An 18,602-nucleotide genomic window follows, 5' to 3' on the forward strand; every position below is an offset into this window, starting at 1 on the left:
TGTCAACCAAGGTTGGCACCCACCAACGCTCTGGTAGGTGCCGACCTTGCTCGGCACCCACGCGGACCCTTCCTCAGAAGATATCGAACGCGGCGGCGTCGGCCTGCGGCGTATTGAGGTTCAGGTCGTAGTCGGTCAGGCGGTCCATGTCTTCCACCTTCACCCACTCGGTCGCACCATTGAGGGTGGCCTGGACCATGCCGCTGGGCGGGTCGTTCTGCGCGATCGGGGTATCCTTCAGCGCGGTGCGCATGTAGTCGATCCAGATCGGCAGGGCGGCCTTGCCACCGTATTCGCGGTAACCCAGCGAGCGGAAGTCGTCGCGGCCGACCCACACGGTGGTCACGTACGGGCCGCCGAAGCCGGAGAACCAGGCGTCGCGGTGGTCGTTGGTGGAGCCGGTCTTGCCGCCCACGTCCTCACGGCCGAGCACCTTGGCCTGCACGCCGGTACCGCGCTGGACCACGTCGCGCATCATCGACACCAGCTGGTAGGCGGTGCGGGCATCGATCGCACGTGGGGCGGTACGCGCATCCGGGTTGGCCGGTACGGCGGCGGTTTCGGTCTTGGCTTCGGCCTTGGCCGCGGCGGCCGGGTCGACCTTCGGCGCGGGGGCACCGAAGTTGAAGCCGTCCACGACCTGGTTGACCGGCTGGTCGCTGCTGCCGGCGCACTCGCGGCAGGCCAGCGCCGGGTTTTCCTTGAACACCAGGTTGCCGTCGCGGTCGTTGACCTGGTCGATCAGCCAGGTGTCCACGCGCGAACCGCCATTGGCGAACACGGCGTAGCCACGGGCCACCGACAGCGGGGTCAACGAGGCGGTGCCCAGCGACATCGACAAGTTCGGCGGCAGTTCCGATTCGGCGAAACCAAATTCGCTGATGTACTTGCGCGCGTAGTCCACGCCCATGCCGTCAAGCAGGCGCACCGACACCAGGTTGCGCGACTGCACCAGCGCTTCGCGCAGGCGCATCGGGCCACGGAAGCCGCCGCCGTCGTTCTGCGGGGCCCAGGTCTTGCCGCGGCGGTCGCGGAACACGACCGGCGCGTCGAGCACGATCGAGGCCGGGTTGTAGCCCTTGTCGAAAGCGGCCGCGTACACGAACGGCTTGAAGCTCGAACCCGGCTGGCGACGGGCCTGGGTGGCACGGTTGAACTTGTTGCCGGAGAAGCTGAAGCCACCGACCAGCGCCTTCAGTGCGCCGCTGTGGGCATCCAGCGAGACCAGGGCGGACTGGCCGCGCGGGAGCTGGTCCAGCAGCCATTCGCCGTCCTTGGCACCGGCACGCACGCGCACGATGTCACCGCGCTGCACCAGCTTGCCCGGGGTCTTGTTGGTCCACTTGGCAGCACCGGCCGGCAGCACGATCTCGCTGCGGTTGGCCAGCACCACGGTGGCGCTGCCATCGGCACCGGTGCTGGCGACGATGGCCGGCAGCAGGCCGGCCTGGCCGAACATGCCACGCAGGTGTTCGGCCAGCGCGGCGGTATCGTCAGCGGCACCCAGCGGTACCTGCTTCTCCACGCCATGCCAGCCGTGGCGATGGTCGTACAGCAGCAGTCCATCGCGGATGGCCAGGTTGGCCGCGGTCTGCAGGGTCGAGTCGATGGTGGTGGTGACGTGGTAACCCTTGTTGACCACATCGCCGCCGAAGCGGGCGATCATTTCCTGGCGCACCAGCTCGGCCACGTACGGCGCATCGACCTGCACCGGCGGCTCATGCGCGCTGGCGTGCATCGGCACCGCCTTGGCCGCATCGGCCTCGGCCTGGCTGACGAACTTCAGGTCGGCCATGCGCTGCAGCACATAATTGTCGCGGCGCTGGCGGGCACGTTCCGGGTTGGAGATCGGGTTGCCCGAGGACGGGAACTTGGGGATGCCGGCCAGCGAGGCCATCTCGTCCAGGTTCAGCTCGTTCAGCTTCTTGCCGTAATAGAACTCGGCGGCGGCGGCCACACCGTAGGCGCGGTTGCCGAAGAAACTCTTGTTCAGGTACAGCTCGAAGATCTCGTCCTTGCTCAGCTCGGACTCGATCTTCCGCGCCAGCAGGATCTCGGCCAGCTTGCGGGTGTAGCTGTACTCGGAGCTGAGGAAGAACTGGCGGGCGACCTGCTGGGTGATGGTGGAGCCACCCGGCACGCGCTTGTCGTTGGTGGTGGCCAGCAGCCACACCGCGCGGCCGATGCCCATGTAGTCGACGCCGCCGTGCTCATAGAAGCGGGCATCCTCGGTCGCCAGGAACGCCTGCTTCAGGCGCTCGGGCACGTCCTTCATGGTGATGGGGGTGCGGCGGGTCTCGCCGAACACGGCCATCAGCTTGCCGTCGGCGGCATAGACGTACATGGGCTCCTGCATTTCCACGTCGCGCAGGGTCTGCACGTCGGGAAGCTTGGAGGACACAGCGTAGTACAGACCGCCCACGGCGGCCGCGCCGATCAGCGCCAGGACCAGGACAATCAGGAAGATCCAGCGCAGCCAGCGGCGGAGTCGAGTCATCGGGTTCAGATTCCGATTGCGAATTTCGTGGTCGCAGAGTATAGATTACGCAAGGTGGCGGCTGGGGCCGGCACCGGGGAGCGCAAGGGGAACAGTCAGGGGCTGCAGAGTGAATCCGTGAGGGACTTCACAGCAGGACCGTTGCCATTTGCTAAGAATACGTTATTAATGCTCGGGCGCAGGTCTTGCGTCCAAGTGCCCGTCGGCAGGGGAGAAACCGTGGGGCTCATCCCAAAAAGTCAGTCGCCGCTTGTAGGCGTCGACATCAGTTCGACTGCGGTAAAGCTTTTGCAGCTGTCCCGCAGCGGCAATCGTTTCCGTGTGGAACACTATGCTGTGGAACCTCTTCCGCCGAATGCGGTGGTGGAGAAGAACATCGTGGAAGTGGAGGCCGTGGGTGAGGCCATCCGCCGCGCGATGAGTCGTTCAGGCAGCAAGGCCAAGCTGGCCGCTGCGGCCGTCGCCGGCTCGGCGGTGATCACCAAGGTGATCCCGATGCCGGCCGAGCTGGACGAAAACGACATGGAAGCCCAGATCGAGCTGGAAGCGGTCAACTACATTCCGTATCCGATCGAGGAAGTGAACCTGGATTTCGAGGTTATCGGGGCCATCCCGAACAACCCGGAAATGGTCCAGGTGCTGCTGGCCGCGTCGCGTTCGGAGAACGTCGAGCTGCGCCAGTCCGCGCTGGAACTCGGTGGCCTGCAGGCCAAGGTGATGGACGTGGAGGCCTTCGCGGTCGAGAACGCCTATGCCCTGGTCGCCAGCGAGCTGCCGGTGTCCATCGACGGCGTGGTCGCGCTGGTCGACATCGGCGCCACCATGACCACCCTCAATGTCCTGCGCGGCGGCCGTAGCCTCTACAGCCGCGAACAGGTGTTCGGTGGCAAGCAGCTGACCGACGAGATCATGCGCCGCTACGGCCTCAGCTACGAGGAAGCCGGCCTGGCCAAGCGCCAGGGCGGGCTGCCGGAAAGCTATGAGATGGAAGTGCTGGAGCCGTTCAAGGAGGCCACGGTCCAGCAGATCAGCCGCCTGCTGCAGTTCTTCTATGCCGGCAGTGAGTTCAATCGCGTCGATCACATCGTGCTGGCCGGCGGCTGTGCCGTGCTGGGTGGCCTGCCGGAGATGGTCGAGGAACAGCTGGGCGTGCCGACCGTGGTCGCCAACCCGCTGGCACAGATGACCCTGGGCCCGAAGGTGAACGCGCATGCGTTGGCCCAGGATGCCCCCGCGCTGATGATCGCGACCGGTCTGGCGCTGAGGAGCTTTGACTGATGGCACGCATCAATCTATTGCCCTGGCGCGCCGAGCGGCGCAAGCAGCGCCAGCGCGAGTTCTACGCAATGCTGGGCATGGCCGCGATCGGTGGCCTGCTGCTGTCGTTGATGATCTGGTTCTATTACGACCGCCAGGTGAGCGGCCAGATGGACCGCAATGCCTATCTGGAAACCGAGATCGAAAAGGTCAAGGAGCAGAACAAGGAGATCGACCGCCTTGACGCGCAGAAGGACCGCTTGCTGGCGCGCAAGAAGGTGATCGAGGAACTGCAGGCCAAGCGCTCGCAGATGGTCCACCTGTTCGACGCACTGGTGCGCACCATCCCCGATGGCGTGGTGTTGACCGCGCTGCAGCAGGAGGGGGACATGCTCACCCTTGAAGGCCGCACCCAGTCCAACGCACGCGTGTCGGCCTACATGCGCAACCTGGAGACCTCCGGCTGGATGACCAATCCGGAACTGTCGATCATCCAGGCCAGCGCCGCGGACAAGAACGCTTCCGGCCCGGTGTCCGACATCAAGGCGCTGCCGTACACGTTCAAGGTCACGGTGAAGTTGCCCGCGCAGAGTGAAGAGACCGGAACGCCGGGCCTGAACCCGGATGGCAGCGTGGCGGTTGCACCGGCTGCGGCGCCCGCAGTGGCTCCGCTTGCGGCTGGCCCGGAAGCGACTGCCCCGGCCCCGGCCGCTGAGCCCGCGGCGGCCCCGCCGGCTGCCGCACCGGGCAGTGCACCCGCCACGGCACCGCCTGCGTCCCCGGTCAAGCCGAACCAACCGGCCGCACCGGCTCCGGCACCGGCCAAGCCTGAAGGCAGCCGCCTGGCGCAGCCGCCGCAGGCCTCCCACGCCCCGTTGCAGGGGGACCGCGCATGAGCCAGAAAATCGATCTGAAGAACCTGGATTTCAACGACATCGGCAACTGGCCGCAGAAGGCCAAGATCGTCTTCTGCTCGCTGCTGGCACTGGTGATCATGTTCCTGGCGTGGATGCTGCTGATCAGCGGCAAGCGCGATGAGCTGGCCAGTCTGGAATCGAAGGAAAGCGATCTGCGTGCCGAGTTCTCCAAACAGCAGGAGCGCGCGGTGAACCTGGGGCCGCTGAAGCAGCAGCTGGCGCAGATGGAGCAGGTCCTGCAGCAGATGCTGCGGCAGCTGCCGAGCAAGACCGAAATGCCGGACCTGATCATCGACATCTCGCAGACGGCGCTGTCCAGTGGGCTGACCAGCCAGCTGTTCGAGCCGGAGCAGGAGCAGATCAAGGAGTTCTACGCCGAGAAGCCGATCAAGCTGAAGATGGTGGGCAGCTATCACCAGTTCGGCGCTTTCGTCAGTGGCGTGGCCTCGTTGCCGCGCGTGGTGATCCTGACCATGCACGACATCAACCTGAAGCCTGCTGACAAGGCCGGCGGTGGCGCGCGTGCCGGTGCCCTGGAGTTGTCCGGCACGGTGAAGACCTACCGCTACCTCGACGAGACCGAGGTCCAAGAACAGCAGAAGGCTGAAGCCGGCAAGGAGGGCAAGAAGTGATCCGTTCCTTCCTTGCACGTGGTGGGCTGGTCGCTGCGGTACTGCTGCTGTCGGCATGCGGCCGTGGCGTCACCAGTACCCCCGGTGACGCACCGAACCTTGAAAAATGGGTGGAGGGTGAACGCGCCCGGCCGGCACAGCCGCTGGAACCGTTGCCTGTGATGCAGCAGTTCGAGACCTTCGAGTATTCCGCGCAGGGCCTGCGCGATCCGTTCACCGATGCCTGGACCAATCCGCAGGGGAATGGCGGAATGCGTCCGGATCCGAACCGACGCAAGGAGCCGCTGGAAGGCTTCCCGCTGGACGCGCTGGACATGGTCGGTACCATCGGCACCGGCGGCGGCACCGTGGCGCTGGTGATGGGGCCGGACAAGGTGACCTACCGGGTACGCCCGGGCGGTTACCTGGGTCAGAGCGACGGGCGGGTCACGGCGGTCTTCGAAGACCGCGTGGAGCTGATCGAACTGGTGCCGGATGGCGCGGGTGGCTGGCTGGAACGGCCGGCAACGCTCTCGCTTGAAGATCAATGATCGTTTACTGGGGATAGCACGATGACCTTTCACCAAGCCAAGGGGCTGCGTCCCATCCGGCGCTCTACCTTGAACCGTGTCAGCGCGCTGGGAGTCGCGCTGATGCTGGCCTGCGCTCCGGCGCTGGCCGCCGCACCGGCGGAAAAGCCGGTGGGCACCACTGTTGCACCGGCCGCCGCTCCGGCTGGCCTGTCGGTGGCCAAGATCGATTTCAAGCGCGGCGACGATGGCGCGGGCCGCCTGATCGTGCAGTTCGACGGCCAGGGCGCGATTCCTGACCTGCGCACGCAGGGCAACAGCGTGGTGGTCGACGTCGGCAACGCCCGCCTGCCGGCCAACCTGCAGAAGCCGATGAATGTCGTCGACTTCGCCACGCCGGTGCAGCGCATCGACGCCAAGCCGTCCGGCGCCGGCACCCAGCTGGTGCTGAGTACGGGCGGCGCGGTGGAATCGCTGGCCTACCAGAGTGGCAACGAGTACGTGGTCGAGATCAGCCCGCGGCCGGCTCCGGCCGCTGTCGGTGCGGTGACCGCCGGCAGCGTCACCCAGGCTGCCAAGGCCGTCGGCCAGCGCGGCTTCAGCGGCAAGCCGGTGACCTTCAACTTCCAGGACGTGCCGGTGCGCACCGTGCTGCAGTTGATTGCCGAGGAATCCAACCTCAACGTGGTGGCCTCCGATTCGGTGCAGGGCAATGTGACCCTGCGCCTGGTCAACGTACCCTGGGACCAGGCGCTGGACATCGTGCTGCGTGCCAAGGGCCTGGACAAGCGCCGCGACGGCAGCGTCATCTGGGTCGCTCCGCAGGCCGAACTGGCGAAGTTCGAGCAGGAGAAGGAAGACGCGCGCATCGCCATCGAGAACCGCGAAGACCTGGTTACCGACTACGTCCAGATCAACTATCACAGCGCCACCCAGATCTTCAAAGCCCTGACCGAAGCCAAGGGCATCGGCGGTGGTAGCGGCGGTGGCGGCGGTGGTGGTGGCGGTGGTTCGGCGCAGGAGGAAAGTGGCTTCCTGTCCGGGCGCGGTCGCATCGTTGCCGACGAGCGCACCAACACGCTGATGATCAGCGACATCCCGAAGAAGATCGCACGCATGCGCGAGCTGATCAGCGTGATCGACCGTCCGGTCGACCAGGTGCTGATTGAAAGCCGCATCGTGATCGCCACCGATACGTTCGCCCGTGAACTGGGTGCGCGGTTCGGCATCAGTGGCAGCCGTGACAACGCCTACTTCAGTGGCAATCTGGAAGCCAACGCCGAGACCCGCAAGTCGCAGGTGGAAGCGAATGCGGCGAACTCGAAGGCATACCGCGACTGGTTGGCCGGCGGCAGCGTCGGCCCGGCACCGGTGCCGGTCGGATCGGCGATCACCCGTGGCCTGAACTGGGCCATGCCGGCGGCGTCGACCAACCCGGCCGGCTCGCTGGCGCTGTCGATCCTCAATGCCGGCTACCTGCTGGACGTGGAGTTGTCGGCCATGCAGGAAGAATCGCGTGGCGAAGTGATCTCCAACCCGCGTGTGGTCACCACCAACCAGCGCGAGGCCCTGATCAAGCAGGGTAAGGAAATCGGCTACGTGACCATCAGTGCTGGCGCCGGTGGCGTCGCCACGCCGAACGTCCAGTTCAAGGAAGTGGTGCTGGAGCTGAAGGTCACCCCGACCATCACCAACGACAACCGCGTGTTCCTCAACATGCAGGTGAAGAAGGACGAAGTGGACCGGCTGATCCAGCTGGAAGGCTATGGCACGGTGCCGTCGATCAACCGTCGCGAGGTGAACACTGCCGTGCTGGTTGAAGACGGGCAGACCGTGGTCATCGGTGGCGTGTACGAGTTCACCGACCGCAACAGCATCAGCAAGGTTCCGTTCCTGGGCGATGTGCCGTTCCTGGGCAACCTGTTCAAGAAGCGCGGCCGCGGCAAGGATAAGGCTGAGCTGCTGGTGTTCGTCACCCCGAAGGTGCTGCGCGTGGCCAAGCAGAACTGAGCCCGCGTACCCGCAACACGAAGAAGGGCCGCCACGTGCGGCCCTTCTTCGTTCATGCCGATGGAACCGCGCCACGCGTGGAGCGCTCCGGTAGATCCACGCCATGCGTCGAGCGCTCTGGTAGATCCACGCCATGCGTGGATGGCCGTTCAGCCGTTCTTGATGCCAATCGCAAGGCACCCTGCGATGATGTCGGGAACCCGTGCCGCCCCGCGCCGGTCAAAGGCCCCCATGAACCTGCCCCCGCCGATGCCCGAAACCGTCTCGCCGCCGCCCGCGCCGGCCAGTTCCCGCCTGCATGCAGCATTCACCCAGCTGCGTGATGCGCTCTCGGCCGAGATCGTTGGCCAGGCCGCACTGGTCGAACGCCTGTTGATCGCACTGCTTGCCGATGGCCATCTACTGGTGGAGGGCGCACCGGGCCTGGCCAAGACCACGGCGATCCGCGCATTGGCGTCGCGCCTGGAGGCGGACTTTGCCCGCGTGCAGTTCACGCCCGACCTGTTGCCGGCCGACCTGACCGGCACCGAAATCTGGCGCCCGCAGGAAGGGCGCTTCGAGTTCGTGCCCGGCCCGATCTTCCATCCGATCCTGCTGGCCGACGAAATCAACCGTGCGCCGGCCAAGGTGCAGTCGGCGCTGCTGGAGGCCATGGGCGAGCGACAGGTCACGGTGGGTCGCCATACCTATGCGCTGCCGCCCCTGTTCCTGGTGATGGCCACGCAGAACCCGATCGAGCAGGAAGGCACCTTCCCGCTGCCGGAGGCGCAGCTGGACCGCTTCCTGATGCATGTGCGCATCGGCTATCCGGACCAGGCAGCCGAATCGGAAATCCTGCGGCTGGCCCGCGAGCGCGCCCGTGGTGCACTGGGCGAAGCCGCGCCGGCGCCGGACAAGGTGTCGATGCAGGATGTCTTCGATGCCCGCCGCGAAGTGCTCGACCTGCACATGGCGCCGGCGCTGGAGCGCTACCTGATCGAGCTGGTGCTGGCCTCGCGCGACCCGTCGCGCTATGACGCCGGACTGGGTCGCCGCATCGCCTGGGGCGCCAGCCCGCGTGGCTCCATCGCGCTGGAGCGCTGTGCGCGCGCACGCGCCTGGCTGGCCGGCCGCGACTTCGTCACTCCGGATGATGTACGTGCCGTCGCGGCCGATGTGCTGCGCCATCGCGTGCTGCCCAGCTACGAGGCAACCGCCGAAGGCTGGGATGGCGAGCGCCTGGTGCAGGAGCTGTTGGCCCGGGTGCCGGCACCCTGAGCCTGCGCATGTCCGATCCATCCCAGCAACATGCCACCACCGTCAGCGACGGAGATGGGCTGCGTCCGCACCTGGCCGAGCTGGTGGCGCTGCGCCGGCTGGCGCAGCGTCCGCCACCGCCGCGCCGTGGCCGCGCCGGCAACGCCGGGCAGGCGCCGTCGCCACTGCGTGGACGTGGCATGGAGTACGCCGAGTCGCGCGAGTACGTGGCCGGTGATGACGCGCGCCATATCGACTGGCGTGTCACCGCCCGCACCGGTCGCGCCCATACCAAGCTGTTCCAGGCCGAGCGCGAACGGGTCAGCCTGATCGTTGCCGACACGTCGGCAGCGCTGTATTTCGGCACCCGCGTGCGCTTCAAGTCGGTACAGGCCGCGCGTGCCGGCGCCGTCGCCGCGTGGTCGGCGCAGCGTCGCGGCGACCGTGTCGGTGCGTTGCGTGGCAGCGACCGTGAGCCGCCGATCGCGCCCGCCGCTGGACCGCGCGGGGTGCTGCGCGTGCTTGATGCGCTGACCCGCTGGTACGCGCAGCCGCCTGCTGATGATCTCGGCCTGGAGCGCGCGCTGGACCATGCGGGGCGCGTGTTGCGCCCAGGCGCGCGCATGCTGGTGCTGGCCGATCCGCAGCAGGCCATCCGTATTCCGCCGGCGCGCTGGAGCGCGCTGGCGCAGCATCATGACCTCAGCCTGATTCTGCTGGTCGATCCACTGGAGCTGCAGCCGCCGTCGGCCGCGCTGCAGTTCCAGACCGCGCAGCAACGCGTCGGCCTGGACCTGCGCCGCAGTGATGTGCAGGCTCACTGGCAGGCCCACTTCGTCGACCCCCTGCAGGAGCTGCGGCGCCTGCTCGGTGCGCGCCGTGTTGACGTGCAGGTGCTGGCCACCGACGCGCCCAGCGACGCCTGGCTGGCGCCGTCACCGACCGAGGTGCCGGCATGAGCACCGCCCTGCCGTTGCGTGACGTGCAGCTGCCACCGGCACCGTCATGGTGGCCACCGGCACCGGGCTATCTGATGATCGGCGCCGCGCTCGTGCTGCTGCTGATGGTGGCCGCGTTCATCGGGTGGCGACGCCGCCGTCGTCGCCAGCGCTGGTTGCAGCTGTTCGATCAGGAACGTGCTGTCGCCTCCGATGCCGCTGCCGAACTGGCGGCCATCGCGGGACTGCTGCGGCGTGCCGCACGGCAGGCACAGCCGGGCAGTGAAACCCTGCGCGATGCGGCCTGGTGGCAGCGCGTGGACCCGCAGGGAACCTTGCCCGAGGCCCGGCGCAGCCTGCTGGCCGAAGGTGCCTATCGGCCGCATGTGGATGCCGGCGAAGTGGCGGCCGTGCGCAGCTGGGCACGCGAGCGTTACCTGGCGATGCTGCTGGAGCGCCGCCGATGAACCTGCTGGCAAGTTACTGGCCGTGGCCGGACCTGCAACTGGCGTGGCCGCTGGCGCTGCTGGCCTTGCCGCTGCCATTGCTGATGCATTGGTGGAAGCGTCGTGCCGACCCGGGCGCCGCATTGCGCGTACCGTATGCGGCAAGCGAACTGGAGGCATTGTCCGGTGGCGGTCGCGTCGATGTGTCGTGGCTGCGCACGCTGCTGTTGTGGCTGGGCTGGTGCGCGCTGTGCATCGCGCTTGCGCGCCCGCAGCAGCTGGGCGAAGCCATCACGCCGCCGCAGCAGGGCCGGCAGATGATGCTGGCGATGGACGTGTCCGGCAGCATGGGCGAGGGCGACATGGTGCTGGGCGGCCAGGCGGTGGATCGCCTCACCGCCGCCAAGGCGGTGCTGGCCGATTTCCTCGACCGCCGTGCCGGCGATCGCATCGGCCTGCTGATCTTCGGTGACCGCGCCTACACGTTGACGCCGCTCACCGCCGATCTGGCCAGCGTGCGCGATCAACTGCGCGACAGCGTGGTGGGCCTGGCCGGGCGCGAGACGGCCATCGGCGATGCGATCGGCCTGGCGGTGAAGCGCCTGCGCAGCCAGCCCGAAGGGCAGCGCGTGCTGATCCTGCTGACCGACGGTGTCAGCAACGCCGGCGTGCTGGAGCCCTTGCGTGCGGCGGAAGTGGCGCGTGCCGAGGGCGTGCGCATCCATACCGTCGCCTTCGGTGGCGATGGCAGCATGCGCTTCCTCGGCATTCCGATTTCCGCCGACCAGGACCCGGTCGATGAGGCCACGTTGAAGAAGATCGCCAACATGACCGGCGGCCAGTTCTTCCGCGCACGCGATACCGCGCAGCTGGCCGGCATCTATGCCGAACTCGACCGGCTGGAACCGATCGCCGCGAAGGGCCTCAGCCTGCGCCCGCGTGAGGAGCGCTACGCATGGCCGCTCGGGGTGGCCCTGCTGCTGGGGGCCTTGGCCTGGCTGTGGCCGGAGCGTCGCCGATGATCGCTCTGGCCTCGAACCTTCCCGACTGGAACACCCTGCACTTCCTGCGCCCGGAGTGGCTGTGGGCGTTGCTGGTCCTGCCTGTGATCATTGCGGCGACGGTGTACCGGCAGCGACGCGGTGATGCCTGGCGGCACACCGTGGATGCGCACCTGTTGCCGCACCTGCTGGCTGCCGGCCCACGCCGTCGCGCGCGCTGGCCGTGGGCGATCGTGCTGGGCTGGACCCTGGCATCGTTGGCGATGGCCGGGCCGAGCTGGCGGCAGCAGGCACAACCGATGTTCCAGCCGAGCGCGCCACTGCTGGTAGTGCTGGACCTGTCCAGCCGGATCAACGCCACCGATCTGCCGCCGTCGCGCCTGCTGCAGGCGCGCGCGAAGGTGGGCGAACTGCTGCGTACGCGCCAGGGCGGACAGGTCGGGCTGGTGGTCTATGCCGATGACGCGTACACCGTTGCGCCGCTGACCGACGACGGCAGCAACGTCGCGTTGTATCTGGATGCCCTGTCGCCAGAGGTGATGCCACGCGATGGCGAGCGTGCCGACCGCGGCATCGACTGGGCAACGCGGCTGATGCGGCAGATCGGTGCGCCACAGGGTCAGATCCTGCTGGTCAGCGACCACGCCGACAGTGCGGCGGAACTGGCCGCGGCGCAGGCACGCAGCCTCGGCCTGCAGGTCTCGGTGCTGGGCCTGGGCACGCCGGCCGGTGCGGCCTACCGCGACGGCAGCGGTCAGATCCGCCAGGCGGCGCTGGATGAAGGCAGCCTGCGCGCGGTGTCCACCGCCGGTGGTGGCCGCTATGCACGCATCGCCGCCGATGATCGTGATCTACGTGCATTGGGCGTGCTCGATGCGCGCGAAGGCAGTGCGTCACAGCGGCCGGGCGAAGGCAAGCAATGGCGCGATGAAGGCTTCTGGCTGCTGCCGCCGCTGATGCTGCTGGCGCTGCTGGCATTCCGCCGCCGCGCGGTGCTCGCTGCAGTGCTGGCGGTGGGCCTGCTGCCCTGGATGGGCGAGGTGCATGCGCAGGCGCCCGCGGCGCGGCCTCCACAAGCGGTGCAGGGCACGTTGTGGAAACGCGGCGACCAGCTGCAGCACCAGCGCCTGGCCGACGGCGTACAGGCTTACCGCAGCGGCGACTTCGCCGCAGCGCGCAAGCAGTTTGAAGGCATCGACAACGATGCAGGCTGGTATAACCTGGCCAACACGCTGGCGCGCGAAGGCCACTACGACGAAGCAATTGCGGCCTACGACCGCGCGTTGGCGCTGCATCCGGGCATGGCCGATGCGGTGGCCAACCGTGCCGTGGTCGATGCCGCGCGCAAGCGCAAGCCGTCGGGAGGACAAGGCCAGGATCAGCAGAAGCCGCCGCAGAAGGGGCAGCAGAAGCCGCAGAACGATTCGCAGGGCAAGCAGAACCCGCAGGGCCAGCAACCCCAGCGGGGGCAGAAGGACCCCGGGCAGGGACAGCCTTCGCCGGGCCAGCAGGGCCAACCCAAGCCCGGCGATGACAAGCCATCCTCCAATCCGCAGCCCGGCGAACGCGGCCGCGATGGCCAGCAGGCGCCGCCGCAGGCCGAGGACGCCAAGGCGCAGGCACAGGCGGATGCACAGCAGCGCCAGCGCATGCAGCAGGCAATGCAGCAGGCACGCGAGGGCGAGGCCGACAGGAACGGCACACCGGTGCAGGGCAGCGATGGCCGCACCCCGCGCCAGCGCGAGGAGCAGCAGGCGGTGGAGGCGTGGATGCGGCGCGTGCCGGATGATCCGGGTGCCTTGCTGCGGGCCAAGTTCCAGCTGGAAAACGAACGCAGGAAGAGGGAAGGGCGATGACGCGGGCGATCAACATGCACGGGCACTGGCCACGGCAGGTCCTGGCAGCACTGCTGTTGTGGCTGCCGCTGCTGGCGTGGGCCCAGCCGCGCGCGTGGCTCGACCGTGATCGCATCGCGATGGGCGATACGGTCACGCTGAATGTCGAGAGTGACCAGGGCGCGCCGGACTTCACGCCGTTGCGCACCGACTTCGACCTGAGCGGGCAGACCAGCAGCCGCCAGGTGGAGTGGAGCAATGGCAGCATGCAGCAGCGCAACCTGTACGGTGTCGCGCTGACCCCCCGCCGCAGTGGAGCGCTGGTGGTTCCCGGCCTGGTGGTGGGCAGCGCACGCACCGCGCCGCTGACCCTGCAGGTGGATGCGGCCACGGTAGCCGGCCCTGACAGCAACGCATTGGCGTTCATCGAGACGGTTGTCGATGACGATACGCCCTACGTGCAGCAGAGCGTGGGCGTGGTGGTGCGGCTGTACTTCGCCGCGCAGCTGGCCTCCGGCGAACTGGTGCTGGATACACCGGCCGGCGCGTCGCTGCAGCGGGTGGGCGACGACCGCACCGACGTGCGTCAGGTCAATGGCCGGCGCTACAACGTGGTCGAGCGTCGCTTCCTGCTGATTCCCGAGCGCAGCGGTGCGTTGCGGCTGGCCGGGGCGCGCTTCAGCGGGCGCAGTGCGGGCGGCTTCTTCGACGATTTCTTCGGCGGTGGCGACGGACGCATGAACGCCACCAGCGCCGACCGCACCCTGCAGGTGCAGGCACAGCCGGCGCAGGCGCCGCAGCCCTGGCTGCCGTTGCAGAGCCTGCAGCTGCGTTACACCGGCGCACCGACCCGCGCGCGCAGTGGCGAGGCGGCCAACGTCGTGGTCGAAGCCATCGCCGAAGGCGCGACCCGCGCGCAGTTCACCGACCTGCCGGTGCCCGACCTGGGCAGCAGTGCCCAGGTGTTCGCCGAACCCGCACAGTACGAAGAGACCTTCAACGGCAGCACGCCGCGGCTGAAGATCACCCGCCGCTACTCGATCGTGCCGCGCCAGCCGGGGTCGCTGGTGGTGCCGGGGCCGCGCCTGCCCTGGTGGGATGTGCGCAATGGCAAGGCACAGGAAGCACGATTGCCGGATCTGACGCTGCAGGTTGCGGCCGGCACGGGCGCCGGTGCTGCCTCGCCAACGCCGCTGCCGCCGATCGATACCGATGCGGCGTTGCCGGGTACCGATGCCCAGGACAGCCGTATCGCGGCGACCGACCCGCGCGCCGGTGGGCTGTCCGAACGGCCGTGGCCGTGGATGGGCGCAGCGATCGGCCTGGCCCTGCTGTGGCTGCTGACCCTGCTGTGGGGCTGGCAACGCGGCCGCCGGCCGCGGGCAACGGCGCCGGTGGCGGGCGCTCCGGCTGTGCCGACTGTGGCGACTGCACGTGCCGGTGTGGCCGAGCTGCGCCGTGCGCTGGATGCCGAGGGCTTCGACCAGGTGGAAGCGCAGTTGTGCGCGATGGCCGGTGTTGAACGCATCGAGCAGGTCATCGCTCGGCTCGGCGATCCGGCCCAGCGTGAGGTGCTGCACGCGCTGCAACAGGCGCGCTGGGGCGGGCGGGGCGATCCGGCCGGGTTGCGCGCCCGCCTGCGCGAGGTCTTCCGTGACGGACCGCACTGGTCGCCGGTCGCCGCTCCCACCGACACTGGCCTGGCGCCGCTGTACCCACCGCGGCGAACCTGAACCGGCGTCGCTTGTGCGCTTTGTTAGAGTGCATTCATTTTTCGAGGAAACCCGCGTATGACAGCAGCTGCTGCCGACAAGAAGAAGTTGCCCCTGCATTGGAAGATGGGCATCGGCTTTGCGATCGGCCTGGTCCTGGGACTGACCGTGCACGCCCTGGGTGGCAGCGTCGAGGGTCTGCAGGGCGGTGCCAAGTGGGTAATGGACTACGTCACCACCCCGGCTTCGGGCCTGTTCCTCAATCTGATCTTCATGCTGATCGTGCCGCTGATCTTCTCGGCGCTGATCATGGGTGTTTCGGAGATGGGCGACATCCGCGCCCTCGGCCGCATCGGCTGGAAGACGCTTGCCTACACCGTGCTGCTGTCGGGCATCGCCGTGGGCATCGGCCTGGTGCTGGTCAACGTGCTCAAGCCGGGCGCCGGTGTCGATCCGCAGACCGCAGCGCTGATGCTGTCGGAGAACGCCGAGCGCAGCAAGGAAATCGTCGCTGGCATCCATGGCACGCCGAAGGGCATGGACATGCTGCTGTCGATCGTGCCGAGCAACGTGCTGCAGGCCGCGTCTGACAACGGCGCGATCCTGTCGCTGATGTTCTTCGCGCTGATGTTCGGCATCGGCATGGTGCTGACCGACAACGAGAAGGTTGCCCCGCTGCGCCGCGCCATCGAGGGCGTGTTCGAAATCTCGATGACCCTGATCAACCTGGTCATCCGCCTGGCCCCCTACGCGGTGGCCTGCTTCATGTTCAACCTGGCCGCACTGTTCGGCTTCGAGTTGATCATCCGCCTCGGCGCCTATGTAGGCGTGGTGGTGCTGGCGCTGGGCCTGCACATGATCGTGACCTACGGCACCGCGGTGTGGTTGTCGGGCCGCTCGCCGCTGTCGTTCTTCCGCGATACCCAGGAAGCGACGGTGATGGCGTTCTCCACCGCGTCCAGCAACGCCACCCTGCCGACCGCGCTGCGCGTGGCCGACCAGATGGGCCTGCCGCAGCGCGTATCGCGCTTCGTGCTGACCGTCGGCGCCACTGCCAACCAGAACGGCACCGCGCTGTTCGAGGGCGTGACGGTGATCTTCCTGGCCCAGTTCTTCGGCGTGGACCTGAGCATCGGCCAGCAGTTCATGGTGATGGCGGTGTGCATCCTCGGTGGCATCGGTACCGCCGGCGTGCCGTCCGGCTCGCTGCCGGTGGTGGCGATGATCTGCGCGATGGTCGGCGTGAACCCGCTGGGCATCGGCCTGATCCTGGGCGTGAACCACTTCCTGGACATGTGCCGCACCGCGCTGAACGTGACTGGCGACCTGGCCCTGACCACCCTGGTGGCCAAGGGCGAGTCGCACGACGGCCCGGTGCTGGGTCCGCAGCAGGACTGAGTCCGCTGCCCATTGCTGGCGACCTGATCGGGGTCGGATCCCATTCCTCGTGGAATGGGATCCGACCCCTTTTCATATGCCGGATTCGGCAAAGATCATGAGGTGCCGGCCAGCGGCCGGTACGACCGGGCAGGTGGAACTGACCCCTGCCCGGTGACTATGGGACAATAGGCCGCCCGCACGTCCGCGGCCGCCTCCCGATTCCGACAGAACCATGACGCAGCCTACCCGTCGCCAGTTGGCCAACGCCATCCGCTTCCTTGCCGCCGATGCGGTTGAAACCGCAAAGTCCGGCCACCCCGGCATGCCCATGGGCATGGCCGACATCGCCGAAGTCCTCTGGAACGACTACCTCCGCCATAACCCGAGCAACCCGCACTGGTTCAACCGCGACCGTTTCGTGCTGTCCAACGGCCACGGTTCGATGCTGCAGTACGCGCTGCTGCACCTGAGCGGCTATGACCTGCCGATCGAGCAGCTGAAGCTGTTCCGCCAGCTGGGCAGCCACACCGCCGGTCACCCGGAGCGCCACGAGACCCCGGGCGTGGAAACCACCACCGGCCCGCTGGGCCAGGGTTTCGCCAACGCCGTGGGTTTTGCCCTGGCCGAGAAGCTGCTGGCACAGCGCTTCAACCGCCCGGAGCTGGAAGTGGTCGACCACCGCACCTGGGTGTTCATGGGCGATGGCTGCCTGATGGAAGGCGTGTCGCATGAAGCGGCGTCGCTGGCCGGCACCTGGGGCCTGCACAAGCTGGTCTGCTTCTGGGACAACAACCACATCTCCATCGACGGCAACGTCGAGGGCTGGTTCACCGACAACACCCCGGAGCGTTTCGAAGCCTATGGCTGGAACGTGGTCCGCGACGTCGATGGCCATGACCCGGACAGCATCAAGGCCGGCATCGAGGCCGCGCTGTCGCAGAGCGACAAGCCGACCCTGATCTGCTGCCGCACCACCATTGGGTTTGGTTCGCCGAACAAGGCGGGCAAGGAATCCAGCCACGGCGCACCGCTGGGCAAGGACGAGCTGGAAGCCACCCGCAAGCAGCTGGGTTGGGAATACGGTCCGTTCGAGATCCCGCAGGCGATCTACGACGGCTGGCGCGCCAATGGCGCCGGCACCCTGCGCCAGGCCGAATGGGAGCAGCTGTTCGACAAGTACGCCAGCCAGTATCCGGCTGAAGCGTCCGAGCTGACCCGTCGTTCGCACGGCGAGCTGCCTGCCGACTTCGTTGCCAAGGCCGACGCCTACATCGCCCAGGTGGCTGCTGAAGGCCCGACGATCGCCTCGCGCAAGGCCTCGCAGCTGGCCATCGAAGCCTTCGCCCCCCTGCTGCCGGAAATCGTTGGCGGTTCGGCCGACCTGGCGCACTCCAATCTGACCCTGTGGAAGGGCAGCACGTCGGTCGCCAGCGACGACGCCAACGCCAACTACGTGTACTACGGCGTGCGCGAGTTCGGCATGACCGCGATTGCCAATGGCCTGGCCCTGCACGGTGGCTTCATTCCGTTCGACGCCACCTTCCTGGTGTTCAGCGACTACGCCCGCAACGGCGTGCGCATGAGCGCGCTGATCCCGGCCCACGCCATCCACGTCTACACCCACGACTCGATCGGCCTGGGCGAAGACGGCCCGACCCACCAGCCGGTGGAGCACCTGGCCTCGCTGCGCTACATCCCGAACAACGACGTGTGGCGCCCGTGCGATGCGGTCGAGTCGGCAGTGAGCTGGAAGGCCGCCATCACCCGCCAGGATGGTCCGAGCTGCCTGGTGTTCAGCCGCCAGAACCTGCCGCACCAGCCGCGCAACGCCGAGCAGATCGCCCAGATCGAACGCGGTGGTTACGTGCTGGCCGATGCCGCCGGTACCCCGGACGTGATCCTGATCGCGACCGGTTCGGAAGTCTCGCTGGCGACCGAAGCCAAGGCCCAGCTGGATGCGGCCGGCCTCAAGACCCGCGTGGTCTCGATGCCGTCCACCGACGTGTTCCTGCGCCAGGATGCGGCCTACCGTGAATCGGTGCTGCCCAACGCCGTGCGCAAGCGCGTGGCGGTGGAAGCCGGCGTCACCGGTTTCTGGCGCCAGTTCGTCGGCCTGGACGGTGCGGTGATCGGTATCGACACCTTCGGTGCCTCGGCCCCGGCCGACCAGCTGTACAAGCACTTCGGCATCACCACCGCCCACGTGGTGGAAGCGGCGAAGTCGCTGTAAAC

At 67.7% G+C, this 18,602-nt stretch carries 14 protein-coding genes; 13 read left to right on the forward strand and 1 reads right to left on the reverse strand.

Annotated elements, in window-relative coordinates:
- Positions 1-73: 73 nt before the first annotated feature.
- Positions 74-2,497, reverse strand: coding sequence for a penicillin-binding protein 1A (locus ACMZPQ_RS21510; protein WP_197582186.1), 2,424 nt, complete (start codon positions 2,495-2,497; stop codon positions 74-76).
- A 219-nt stretch (positions 2,498-2,716) separates the two neighbouring features.
- Between ACMZPQ_RS21510 and ACMZPQ_RS21515 the strand changes: the two genes are divergently transcribed.
- From ACMZPQ_RS21515 to tkt, 13 genes are all read left to right on the forward strand, one after another.
- Positions 2,717-3,775, forward strand: a complete 1,059-nt coding sequence (locus ACMZPQ_RS21515; protein ID WP_343239325.1) for a pilus assembly protein PilM — start codon at positions 2,717-2,719, stop codon at positions 3,773-3,775.
- On the forward strand, positions 3,775-4,650 hold the full coding sequence (locus tag ACMZPQ_RS21520; protein ID WP_197582184.1) for a PilN domain-containing protein: 876 nt from the start codon (positions 3,775-3,777) through the stop codon (positions 4,648-4,650). Before ACMZPQ_RS21515 ends, ACMZPQ_RS21520 begins: the two co-directional genes overlap by 1 nt.
- Positions 4,647-5,303 (forward strand): type IV pilus inner membrane component PilO, encoded by a 657-nt coding sequence (locus tag ACMZPQ_RS21525; protein WP_197582183.1) that lies wholly within the window; start codon positions 4,647-4,649, stop codon positions 5,301-5,303. The genes ACMZPQ_RS21520 and ACMZPQ_RS21525 overlap by 4 nt, the downstream gene beginning before the upstream one ends.
- Entirely contained in the window at positions 5,300-5,833 is a 534-nt protein-coding gene (locus ACMZPQ_RS21530) for a pilus assembly protein PilP (protein ID WP_197582182.1), read from the forward strand. Before ACMZPQ_RS21525 ends, ACMZPQ_RS21530 begins: the two co-directional genes overlap by 4 nt.
- A 21-nt stretch (positions 5,834-5,854) precedes the next feature.
- Complete coding sequence (locus ACMZPQ_RS21535) at positions 5,855-7,822, forward strand: type IV pilus secretin PilQ (RefSeq protein ID WP_197582181.1); 1,968 nt, start codon at positions 5,855-5,857, stop codon at positions 7,820-7,822.
- 231 nt (positions 7,823-8,053) lie between these two features.
- Positions 8,054-9,079: an AAA family ATPase gene (locus tag ACMZPQ_RS21540; RefSeq protein WP_197582180.1), complete on the forward strand. Its 1,026-nt coding sequence runs from the start codon at positions 8,054-8,056 to the stop codon at positions 9,077-9,079.
- Positions 9,080-9,087: 8 nt separating this feature from the next.
- Positions 9,088-10,017: a DUF58 domain-containing protein gene (locus ACMZPQ_RS21545; protein WP_197582179.1), complete on the forward strand. Its 930-nt coding sequence runs from the start codon at positions 9,088-9,090 to the stop codon at positions 10,015-10,017.
- Positions 10,014-10,463, forward strand: coding sequence for a DUF4381 family protein (locus ACMZPQ_RS21550; RefSeq protein WP_197582178.1), 450 nt, complete (start codon positions 10,014-10,016; stop codon positions 10,461-10,463). The genes ACMZPQ_RS21545 and ACMZPQ_RS21550 overlap by 4 nt, the downstream gene beginning before the upstream one ends.
- Positions 10,460-11,464 carry a vWA domain-containing protein gene (locus tag ACMZPQ_RS21555; RefSeq protein ID WP_197582177.1) on the forward strand — a complete coding sequence of 335 codons (1,005 nt, stop codon included), beginning with the start codon at positions 10,460-10,462 and terminating at the stop codon, positions 11,462-11,464. Before ACMZPQ_RS21550 ends, ACMZPQ_RS21555 begins: the two co-directional genes overlap by 4 nt.
- Positions 11,461-13,299: a VWA domain-containing protein gene (locus ACMZPQ_RS21560; RefSeq protein ID WP_197582176.1), complete on the forward strand. Its 1,839-nt coding sequence runs from the start codon at positions 11,461-11,463 to the stop codon at positions 13,297-13,299. The genes ACMZPQ_RS21555 and ACMZPQ_RS21560 overlap by 4 nt, the downstream gene beginning before the upstream one ends.
- On the forward strand, positions 13,296-15,011 hold the full coding sequence (locus ACMZPQ_RS21565) for a BatD family protein (RefSeq protein ID WP_197582175.1): 1,716 nt from the start codon (positions 13,296-13,298) through the stop codon (positions 15,009-15,011). The genes ACMZPQ_RS21560 and ACMZPQ_RS21565 overlap by 4 nt, the downstream gene beginning before the upstream one ends.
- Positions 15,012-15,068: 57 nt before the next feature.
- Positions 15,069-16,388, forward strand: a complete 1,320-nt coding sequence (locus ACMZPQ_RS21570) for a cation:dicarboxylate symporter family transporter (RefSeq protein WP_197582174.1) — start codon at positions 15,069-15,071, stop codon at positions 16,386-16,388.
- Between the two features lie 214 nt (positions 16,389-16,602).
- On the forward strand, positions 16,603-18,600 hold the full coding sequence (gene tkt / locus ACMZPQ_RS21575) for a transketolase (protein ID WP_197582173.1): 1,998 nt from the start codon (positions 16,603-16,605) through the stop codon (positions 18,598-18,600).
- Positions 18,601-18,602: the final 2 nt, after the last annotated feature.

The sequence above is a fragment of the Stenotrophomonas maltophilia genome, from assembly GCF_047497515.2.
In the GTDB taxonomy this organism is placed as follows: domain Bacteria; phylum Pseudomonadota; class Gammaproteobacteria; order Xanthomonadales; family Xanthomonadaceae; genus Stenotrophomonas.